This window comes from Ornithinibacillus halotolerans, from assembly GCF_014637405.1.
Taxonomy (GTDB): Bacteria; Bacillota; Bacilli; order Bacillales; family Amphibacillaceae; genus Ornithinibacillus; species Ornithinibacillus halotolerans.
Window position 1 is genome coordinate 19,650 of sequence record NZ_BMEY01000032.1, and the last position, 9,897, is coordinate 29,546.

General features: G+C 35.8%; 11 protein-coding genes. 2 read left to right on the forward strand and 9 right to left on the reverse strand.

From position 1 onward, the window contains the following. Window positions 1–107: 107 nt before the first annotated feature. Window positions 108–329 carry a DUF1128 domain-containing protein gene (locus IEV35_RS19335; protein ID WP_188386304.1) on the forward strand — a complete coding sequence of 74 codons (222 nt, stop codon included), beginning with the start codon at window positions 108–110 and terminating at the stop codon, window positions 327–329. A gap of 56 nt (window positions 330–385) precedes the next feature. Here the strand turns inward: IEV35_RS19335 and rnc are convergent, their stop codons facing one another. The 9 genes from rnc to sdaAB form a co-directional block, all read right to left on the reverse strand. After that, entirely contained in the window at window positions 386–1,069 is a 684-nt protein-coding gene (gene rnc / locus IEV35_RS19340) for a ribonuclease III (RefSeq protein WP_188386305.1), read from the reverse strand. Between the two features lie 63 nt (window positions 1,070–1,132). Continuing rightward, entirely contained in the window at window positions 1,133–1,369 is a 237-nt protein-coding gene (acpP, locus tag IEV35_RS19345; RefSeq protein ID WP_188386306.1) for an acyl carrier protein, read from the reverse strand. 33 nt (window positions 1,370–1,402) lie between these two features. Next, the gene (fabG, locus tag IEV35_RS19350; protein WP_188386307.1) at window positions 1,403–2,143 is read right to left on the reverse strand and encodes a 3-oxoacyl-[acyl-carrier-protein] reductase; all 741 of its coding nucleotides are present in this window, start codon (window positions 2,141–2,143) and stop codon (window positions 1,403–1,405) included. A 3-nt stretch (window positions 2,144–2,146) separates the two neighbouring features. After that, entirely contained in the window at window positions 2,147–3,082 is a 936-nt protein-coding gene (gene fabD / locus IEV35_RS19355; protein WP_188386308.1) for an ACP S-malonyltransferase, read from the reverse strand. Further along, on the reverse strand, window positions 3,079–4,083 hold the full coding sequence (plsX, locus tag IEV35_RS19360; protein WP_188386309.1) for a phosphate acyltransferase PlsX: 1,005 nt from the start codon (window positions 4,081–4,083) through the stop codon (window positions 3,079–3,081). Before plsX ends, fabD begins: the two co-directional genes overlap by 4 nt. Then, window positions 4,080–4,658 carry a transcription factor FapR gene (gene fapR / locus IEV35_RS19365; RefSeq protein ID WP_188386310.1) on the reverse strand — a complete coding sequence of 193 codons (579 nt, stop codon included), beginning with the start codon at window positions 4,656–4,658 and terminating at the stop codon, window positions 4,080–4,082. The genes plsX and fapR overlap by 4 nt, the downstream gene beginning before the upstream one ends. A 103-nt stretch (window positions 4,659–4,761) precedes the next feature. Beyond that, window positions 4,762–6,795 carry an ATP-dependent DNA helicase RecG gene (recG, locus tag IEV35_RS19370; RefSeq protein ID WP_188386311.1) on the reverse strand — a complete coding sequence of 678 codons (2,034 nt, stop codon included), beginning with the start codon at window positions 6,793–6,795 and terminating at the stop codon, window positions 4,762–4,764. A 16-nt stretch (window positions 6,796–6,811) separates the two neighbouring features. Continuing rightward, a complete protein-coding gene (sdaAA, locus tag IEV35_RS19375) occupies window positions 6,812–7,681 on the reverse strand; it encodes an L-serine ammonia-lyase, iron-sulfur-dependent, subunit alpha (RefSeq protein ID WP_188386312.1) in 870 nt (289 codons plus the stop codon). Between the two features lie 14 nt (window positions 7,682–7,695). Next, window positions 7,696–8,358: an L-serine ammonia-lyase, iron-sulfur-dependent subunit beta gene (sdaAB, locus tag IEV35_RS19380; protein WP_188386313.1), complete on the reverse strand. Its 663-nt coding sequence runs from the start codon at window positions 8,356–8,358 to the stop codon at window positions 7,696–7,698. 152 nt (window positions 8,359–8,510) lie between these two features. Here sdaAB and IEV35_RS19385 point away from each other — a divergent pair, with 152 nt between their 5' ends. Continuing rightward, a complete protein-coding gene (locus tag IEV35_RS19385) occupies window positions 8,511–9,773 on the forward strand; it encodes an NCS2 family permease (protein ID WP_188386314.1) in 1,263 nt (420 codons plus the stop codon). Window positions 9,774–9,897: the final 124 nt, after the last annotated feature.

Here is a 9,897-nt window from a genome sequence, read left to right on the forward strand (position 1 = left end):
ATTGGCTTTTTAATGCATTTATTTTATCATAAAGATAGAAACAAAAGAAGAGCACACCATATATTAACCAATTTTAAACTCGCAAAATTATGACTTTGAGGTGTCTTATGAATTTAAACAACCCAACGAAAGAAAATCTAGCTTTTATTTTAAATGAATTAGCTGAACGTTTGTCTGTTGCTAATCGTTCCTTGATGGATCCAGAGGATTACGATTTAGCCAAATATGATGAGATTAAATTTATGTATGATATTGTTGTTCAAAAAGGAAATTTTTCAGCAACAGAAATACATGCTTTCATTGAGGAATTAAGAAATGTAAGGAAATAAAAAAATCCTGAACAAAGGATAAGGAGGTTTTCCAATTGGAGAACCTCCTTACTCTATCATATAGTTAACTTATCCAATGCTTTCTTTGCCGCACGTTGTTCCGCTTCTTTTTTTGTACGTCCTAATCCCTCACCAACCACCTCATCGTTAATTAGTAATTCAGCAATGAATTCTTTATTATGCGATGGCCCTTTTTCATCCACAATTTTATATTCTATTTTTTTATTTTTATCTTGTTGTACCAATTCTTGCAACTTACTTTTATAATCCATCCCATGCGAAAAAGCACCAGTGTCAATTTTAGGGAAGACATGTTTTTCCAAAAATTGTAAAGCCACATCAAAACCTTGATCCAAATAAACTGCACCTAAGAAAGCTTCAAACACATCTGCGAGTAATGCAGGACGACTTCTTCCTCCTGTCATCTCTTCCCCTTTACCAAGTAATATATGCTCACCAAAATTTAAACTTCTAGCAAAACTTTCTAATGAAGGCTCACAAACAATTGCTGCACGGAGTTTCGTCATTTCACCTTCTGGCATAGTAGGATATTTGCGATATAAGTATTGGGACACACCCAGTTCTAATACAGCATCTCCTAGAAATTCTAGTCTTTCGTTATCAGATGCATGTTGGTTCCGATGCTCATTCACATAAGATGAATGTGTAAACGCTTGTTTAATAATGTCAACATTATGGAATTTTATATTTAGTAAGTTCTCTAACTTCACTTTGTCCATTCGTACTTGCCACCTCTTGTTGATATATGGAAAAGTCCCGCATTATGCGAGACCTCCTTAGTATTAGCCCTGTAAATTGTTTATGTAATCTACAGCATCACCAACAGTATTTATCTTTTCAGCTTCTTCATCTGCGATTTCCATATCAAACTCATCCTCAAGTTCCATAACAAGTTCAACAACATCTAGTGAGTCAGCATCTAGATCCTCTTTGAATGAAGCTTCTAAAGTTACTTTAGATTCATCTACATCAAGTTTATCAACAATAATTTCTTTTACACGATCAAATACATCTGCCAAAACGTTCACCTCCTTTCAAAGAAAAATACTATATTACATTACCATACCACCGTCGATATGAATAGTCTGTCCAGTAATATAATTTGCATCATCAGACGCTAAAAATCGAACTACTTTTGCAACATCTTCAGGTTGTCCAAATTTAGCAAGAGGTATGAGACTTAACATTCCCTCTTTTTGTTCGTCTGTCAATTGATCAGTCATGTCTGTGGAAATAAACCCTGGAGCAATAGCATTGACTAAGATATTTCGTGACGCTAGCTCTTTCGCAGTGGTTTTCGTTAATCCAATAACTCCTGCTTTAGCTGCCACATAATTCGCCTGTCCGGGATTACCACTAACACCGACAATTGAAGCCACATTAATTATTCTTCCAGAACGCTGTTTCATCATTTGCCGAGTAACTGCTTTCGTACACATAAATACCCCTTTTAAGTTCGTATTTATAACTTGGTCAAATTCAGTTTCTTTCATTCTCATTAATAAGTTATCTCGAGTAATACCGGCATTATTAACAAGAATATCCACTCTACCAAATGAATCGATCGTTTGTTTTATCATTTCCTTAACTTGCTCTTCATTGGCAACATCTGCTTGTACTTTAATAGATTGTACCCCTAAACGTTCTATTTCTTCCACAACTTCTTGCGCTTTCTGTTCATTACCTGCATAGTTAACAACAACATTTGCGCCTTGTTTAGCAAGTTCAATGGCTATCGATTTGCCTATTCCTCTAGATCCGCCAGTTACAATTGCTGTTTTCCCACTTAACATTTACTATTCACCTCGATACCATGTAATAAAATTATTCAAGGATGCTTGATCTTGGATTGTAAAGATTGTAGCTTTACGATCGATCTTTTTCACAAGTCCACTTAGTACTTTACCATTACCAACTTCTACAAAAGCATCTACACCTTGAACCATCATATTCCGAATGGAGTCTTCAAATCTTACTGGTGAATACAGTTGCTTTAGAAGTAATTCCTTAATTTCAGATTGATTATTTACCGGTCCTGCTGTTACATTTGCGTAAACAGGTACCTGTGCATCATTAATTGTTACCTTGTCTAGATACTTGGCAAAGTCTTCATTGGCAGTTTTCATTAATCTAGAGTGGAATGGTCCACTTACATTAAGTGGAATAATACGTTTTGCTCCATTTTGTTTCAATAAATCAGAAGCTATTTCAACTCCTGCTCTAGAACCCGAAATAACAACTTGGCCAGGACAATTAATGTTAGCAACATCTACAATTTCTTCTTGAATATCATTAATTACTTCCTCAATCGTTTGGGCAGATAATCCCAACACTGCTGCCATTGTTCCTTGTCCTTTTGGGAATGCCTCTTCCATTAATCGCCCACGTGTTGCCACTAAGGGAAGCGCCTCTTCTAGTGTTAGGGAACCAGCAGCAACAAGGGCACTATACTCACCTAAGCTATGCCCGACAACCATTGAAGGATGGATATCTTCTTCTTGAAGCAATTGATGAATCGCTATACTTGAAAGCAATAATGCAGGTTGTGCATTTTCTGTTTCGGTAAGTTCTTCTCCTGGTCCTTCAAACATTAATTTACGAAGGTCTTTGTCAGTAACAAGATTTGCTTTTTCGTAAAGGGATGGAATGTTCGGAAACGCATCATGTATATCTTGCCCCATCCCAACGGATTGGGATCCTTGACCCGGAAACATAAAAGCTAGTTTTTTCATTGATTCCCCTCCTCAGCCTGCATAGATTCGATTGTAGCTTTTATAGTGTCTATTACTTGATTATCTACCATATTGCACGTCTGTTTAATTGCACTGAAAATCGCCCTGCTATTAGAAGAACCATGAGCTTTGACTACAGGTGCAGCTAGTCCAAATAATGCAGCTCCTCCATATTCGGAGTAATCTAACTTATCTTTTAAACCTTTTAAATCATTTTTTATTAATCCTGCTGCAAGTTTTGTTTTCATTGATGACATAAACGTGTCTTTTATCATGGAGAACAGTGAAGATGCGGTCCCTTCAATTGTTTTAAGGGCAATATTCCCACTAAAACCATCTGTTACTACAACATCCGCAACTCCGGTTAATAAATCACGTGCCTCCACATTCCCCACAAAATTGATTGGTGCTTTTGACATGAGCTCATACGCTTTTTTTGTAAGCTCATTTCCTTTACCAGCTTCCGTACCAACATTTAATAAACCGATTCTAGGGTTTGCTATAGCTCGTACCTTTTCTGCATAAACCGAACCCATAATAGCATATTGCAATAAATGATTGGGCTTTGCATCCACATTTGCTCCGACATCTAGCATTAAAAATCCTTTCCCATCAATTGTAGGAAATGTAGGACTTAATGCTGGTCTATCAATTCCTGGAATTCGGCCGACAACAAATAATCCAGCACTCATTAGTGCACCAGTATTCCCAGCAGAAATACATGCATCAACTCTGTTTTCTTTTACTTCTTCTGCCATTTTTACTAGAGATGAATTCTTCTTTCGGCGTACTGCTCTAACTGGTTCATCTTCGCCTGTAATTACTTGATCCGCATGTACAATTTCTATTCGCTCTGTTTCAGTTAAATACTGCTTTATTTTCCCTTCATCTCCTACAAGTTTGATATGAAGGTTATCAATATGCTTTACAGCCTCCATTGCACCAAGTACGATTTCTTTTGGTGCATGGTCACCACCCATAGCATCTATAGCAATTTTCATGAAAGATTCTCCTTTTTATCTGTCGACCGGTACATATGGAATTCACCAGAAAAGACTTTTTCACTTTCTACAAAACTATCAACTTGAACAATAGATAATCCTTTTTCACTTTCACCTTGAACAAAGGCCTTCGCTACTACACGTTCCCCTTGAAGTACCTGCCTTTTAAAGTTTAGAACTGATTTTGCAGTAAGTGCTAGTTCATCGTTGATTACCGCTACTGCAAGGGAATTAGCTTGTGCAAATAGATGATGTCCTCTTGCGATATTATTTCTCGTGAAAACATGTTCTTTTCCAATATCCAAAATGGAAATTGCTCGTTTATCCAACTCTAAATCAATTATTTCACCTATAACATCTTCAATTGGTAAGGATTTTACAGTTTCATTCCATTGATTTTTAGCAACAGTCTTAATTCTTTCTCGTAATTCAGGAATAGACAATTCCATTCGATCTAATCTTATTGTTTGTATACTAACATCGAATTTTTTTGCTAATTCTTCATCTGTTATAAAAGGTGTCTCTTCGATCGTTTCCCTAAGTTTCTCTTGTCTCTTTACTTTTGGTATCCTCATTAAAGCACCATCCACTTAAATTATATTTTAACAATAATCACCATTATTATGACTTGGTACTAATAGTAATATATAACACCTCATTTATTTATGCAAGCAAGAACTAATCAAGAACTGTATCGAATACTCCCTCATTTTCTAGAAATAGTTGTAGATTTTTATATTTAGGGTCTGACTCTAGTAAATTAAATTCAATAATTTCTTGAGCATCCGTTCTTGCTGTTTCTAATGCACGATAATCATGAATCATATCAGCAACTTTGAAGTCCGGTACTCCACTTTGCTTCGTACCAAAAAAATCTCCCGGTCCACGTAATTTTAGATCTGCTTCTGATAGTTCAAAACCATTATTCGTCTCTGTCATAATTCGCATTCTTTCTTTACCTGTATCACTTTTTGGATCGGCAATTAATATACAGTAACTCTGCTTATCTCCTCGGCCAACCCTTCCTCTTAATTGATGGAGTTGAGATAACCCAAATCGTTCTGCATCATAAATTACCATAATAGTTGCATTAGGTACATTCACTCCGACTTCCACTACTGTGGTAGATACAAGCACCTGTACTTTGTTTTCTGCAAAATCTTTCATTACCTCTTCCTTTTCTGCTGAGGAAAGTCGCCCATGCATTAACCCCACTTGTATCGATGGAGGATAATATGCCACTAATTGATTATATAAATCAACTGCATCTTGAATATCCAATTTATCGGATTCTTCTATTAGAGGGCATATTAAATATGCTTGCTCTCCTTGTTCGACATGTTTAGAGATAAAATTTAACACACGATCAAAGGTGTTTGCTTTCGTCCAATATGTTTCTATTTCTTTTCTACCTGCAGGCATTTCATCAATTACCGAAACGTCCATATCTCCAAACGCTGTAATGGCTAAAGTTCTAGGTATTGGGGTTGCAGTCATAAATAATACGTCTGGTTGTAGCCCCTTGTTACTTAATGCTCTTCTTTGTTCTACCCCAAAACGATGCTGTTCATCAACAACAACTAGACCTAAATCATGAAAGTGCACATCATCTTGAATTAACGCATGTGTTCCAACTAATATATGTACATCATTATTTTCTAATTTAGTTAATACTTCTTTTCTTCGCTTTCCTTTTATTGAACCAGTTAAAAGTTCAATCTGTGCTAAATCACCAAACATTTCCCTTAAAGACTGAATATGTTGTTCAGCTAAAATCTCAGTCGGCACCATTAAAGCACCTTGCTTATTCGCTGTTACGGCAGCGTATAATGCCATCGCAGCCACTGCAGTTTTACCTGATCCGACATCACCTTGTAATAGTCGGTTCATTCGATAAGGAGATTTCAAATCATTTAAAATTTGTTGTAAAGATTTAGCTTGTGCATTCGTTAATTTAAATGGAAAACGATTAATAAATTGATGCAGCTTCTCAGTGTCAAATTTCACTACATTACCAAGTGAGACTTCACGATTTCTCTTTCTTAAAATTTGAATTTTCAATTGAAATAATAAAAATTCTTCATACGTAAATCTTCTCCTAGCATGTTTTAATAAGATTCGATTTTCTGGGAAGTGCATCGTTTTTAATGCATCTTTTCTAATAGGAATCTTGTAGGATAGAAGCATATCCTCAGGTAAGATTTCTTCTACAAAATGACTATAATCTTGAATTGCTTGTTGGATTGCTTTCTTTAAGCGAAAGCTCGTAACCTCACCTCTGACAGAATAAATCGGTTGAATTTCAGTGGAATTTTCCATGGAGCCTTTTTGATAATTGCTGACAGTAATTTGTAATCGATGGGCATCCCATTTACCTGTTAATGTAACAACATCACCAATTTTTAATTGATTTTTGGCAAAAGCCCTGTTAAACATGACTGCTTTAACAGCAATATTATCTATTTCAACATTAAAAGTAAGTCGGGATTTTTTCCTACCATAAAAGGAAAGAGAAGGGGTATTCAATACCCTTCCCTCTATAGTAACTCTATCCTCGTGAATTAACTCCTCTAGTGGGAGAATTTCAATAACATCATATCTTGATGGAAAATAAAATAATAGATCACTAATTGTAATAATATTTAAGGACTGTAATGCTTCAGCAAATTTTTCTCCAACACCCTTTATATTAACGACAGAACTTTCTAACATTGCATATCACTCTTTTCTAAACTCCGAAAATCTTTTCTTTTAAAAATCTTCCCGTTGGTGTATCTGCAAGACCACCTTCACCAGTTTCCCGTAAAGAGGAAGGCATTTGTTGCCCAATACGATACATTGCTCCAATAACTTCATCACAAGGAATCCGACTTTTCACACCCGCTAGTGCCATATCAGCAGAGACAACTGCTAAGGCTGAACCTCCTGCATTTCGTTTTACACAAGGTACTTCTACTAAACCTGCAACAGGATCACAAACAAGTCCGAGCATGTTTTTCAAAGTCATAGCAAATGCCTCAGCTGATTCACTTGGAGTTCCTCCTGCCATTTCCACAATCGCAGCTGATGCCATTGCTCCTGCAGAACCAACTTCTGCTTGACAACCACCTGCAGCTCCTGAAATGAAAGCATTATTAGCAACAACTAAACCAAATGCACCTGCAGTAAATAAATAACGAATCATTTGTTCTCTAGTAGGATTTAATTGTTCTTTCACAGCAAATAATGTTCCAGGCACAACTCCTGCACTACCAGCTGTTGGTGTTGCACAAATAACTCCCATAGCTGCATTCACTTCATTCGTCCCCATCGCTTTACTTACTGCATCGAGCATGACATACCCTGATAATGGCGTATGCTTTTTCATGTAGTCTTGGATTTTTACTGCATCTCCTCCAGTTAATCCGGTAACAGAATGAACTCCTTTTAAACTATCTGCGACTGCCTTCTCCATTACTTGAAGATTACGTTCCATCTCATTAAAAACTTCTTCACGTGTTTTATTTTTAATATCCATCTCTTGCCGAATCATTACTTCAGAGATTAGCAAGTTTTCCTTTTCCGCTATCTCTACTAATTCACGAACTGTACGGAACATATATATTCTCCCCTCTAGCTAACTATTTTAGCAATTTGAATAATGTGGTCTGCCTTTTCTAATTCTAGTAAAACATCATCATCTACATTCTGATCTGTTTCAATGACCATTAATGCTTCTTTTCCAACATCTTTCCGATTTACTTCCATATGGCCGATATTAATCTCATGTTTTGCTAGTATTTTAGTTACCGAAGCAATTGCCCCAAAACGATCATTATGCATGATTAAGATTGCAGGATGGTTACCCGACAATCGCAATTCAAAACCATTAAGTTCAGTGATTTCAACTTTACCTCCACCAATAGATATCCCAATAATTTCTAATCGCTCTTTACCATCTCCAGTAATAATTCGAACTGTATTAGGGTGATTGGTTTTCGCACTATCTTCAATAAACTCAATTTGCATTCCTTTTTCTCTTGCTATATCTAACGCTTTACTCATGCGTGTATCATCAGTATCAAATCCAAGAAGTCCGCCTGCTAAAGCAAAATCCGTTCCATGGCCCTGATAGGTTTTTGCAAAGGAACCATATAAGTGAATTTTTGCCCATGTTGGTTCACTTCCTAATAAGTTTCTAGCAGCTAATCCAATTCTAGCAGCTCCTGCAGTATGTGAACTTGATGGACCTACCATAACAGGTCCAATAATATCAAAAACAGAATTAAATTTCATTTAGACACCGCCCCCGCGAGACTTTTTTATAGCTATTGTAAATTATATCAAAAAGTCCTATAATAATCATTTGTGGATTGTATAAATTTATAGTTTAATTGATTATTTTTATAATCGGGTGGGAGAGGGACAAGAAATTATAGGAGAATAACATGCCTTTATTTTCTAAGAATACAAACTTTAAAAATGAAATTATTGCTGGTGTTATTGGTTATTTAACTACGGTGTATATTATTGTTGTTAATGGCTCGATTCTTAACGAAGCAGGGCTTTCATTAGAAGCTGGAATGCTAGCTACAATTCTAGCAAGTTTTGTAGGAACATTAATCATGGGATTATTTGGGAAGTTGCCTTTAATTATTATTCCTGGCATGGGTATAAATGCACTATTTGCTTATTCCATTGTTCAGAGTAGTGGTCTTTCCTTCCAAGAGGGCTTAGCAGTTGTTCTAGTTGCTTCTGTTTTATTTTTAGTAACAGCTTTCACTAAATTGGGAGTACTATTAAAAGAGGCTATCCCTAATTCATTAAAACATGCAATCAGTGTAGGATTAGGTCTCTTCCTCATACTAATAGGACTTGAAAAAAGTGGATTAATTACAAATGGTGAAAGTACAATTGTAGCTATTGGTGATTTTAGTTCACCAGTTATATTTGTAAGCATAATAACATTGTTTATTGCCATTTTTCTATTCGTTCGAAATGTACCGGCAAACTTTTTATTAACTATGGTAATCGGGACTATTTTATCAGCTTTATTCGGCATAATCGAACCAAGTACAAGTATTAATGGATTTTCTGGTGATTTTATTTATATGCCAGCATTTACAGCTTTAGATGAGCTATCTTTTTGGCTTGCTGTATTTCCGTTAGCTATGATTCTTATCTTTGAAAATATGGGATTAATTAATGGACAATTGACAATGTTAGGTAGAGAAAAATCATACGATAAAAGCTATCAAACAACAGCGATTTCTTCATTGACTTGTGCTTTTCTAGGTACATCTCCAACTGTATCTGCAGCTGAAAATGCTGCTGTTATTGCATCCAAAGGGAGAACTGGCCTCACTGCTGTTATAGCAAGTTTAATGTTCCTTGCAACGATTTTTATTATACCTTGGATCACAATGATACCGAATGTTGCAATTAGCCCTATTTTAATTATCGTTGGATTTATTATGGTACAAAATATCCGCCATATCCCATTAGATAATTTGTCTGAAGCTATTCCAGCATTTTTAGTAGTTGTTATGATACCATTCACTTATAGCATTGCAGATGGTATGGCATTTGGTTTTATTGCGTATCCAATTGTAAAAATTGCTTTGGGTAAGCAAAAAGAACTATCTACTGCAATTATTGTTATCTCATTGTTATTCATTTGCGATTTCGCATTAAAAATTGCAGGTATTTAAAAAAGAGGCTGGGACAAAACTAGCCAGAAAGTAATAAAAAACTGGTTCCAAGCGATTGAAAATTGCTTGGAACCAGTTTTTTTGAAATCATTTCCATTTCCTAAACTAGATTTGCCGTTTTTGG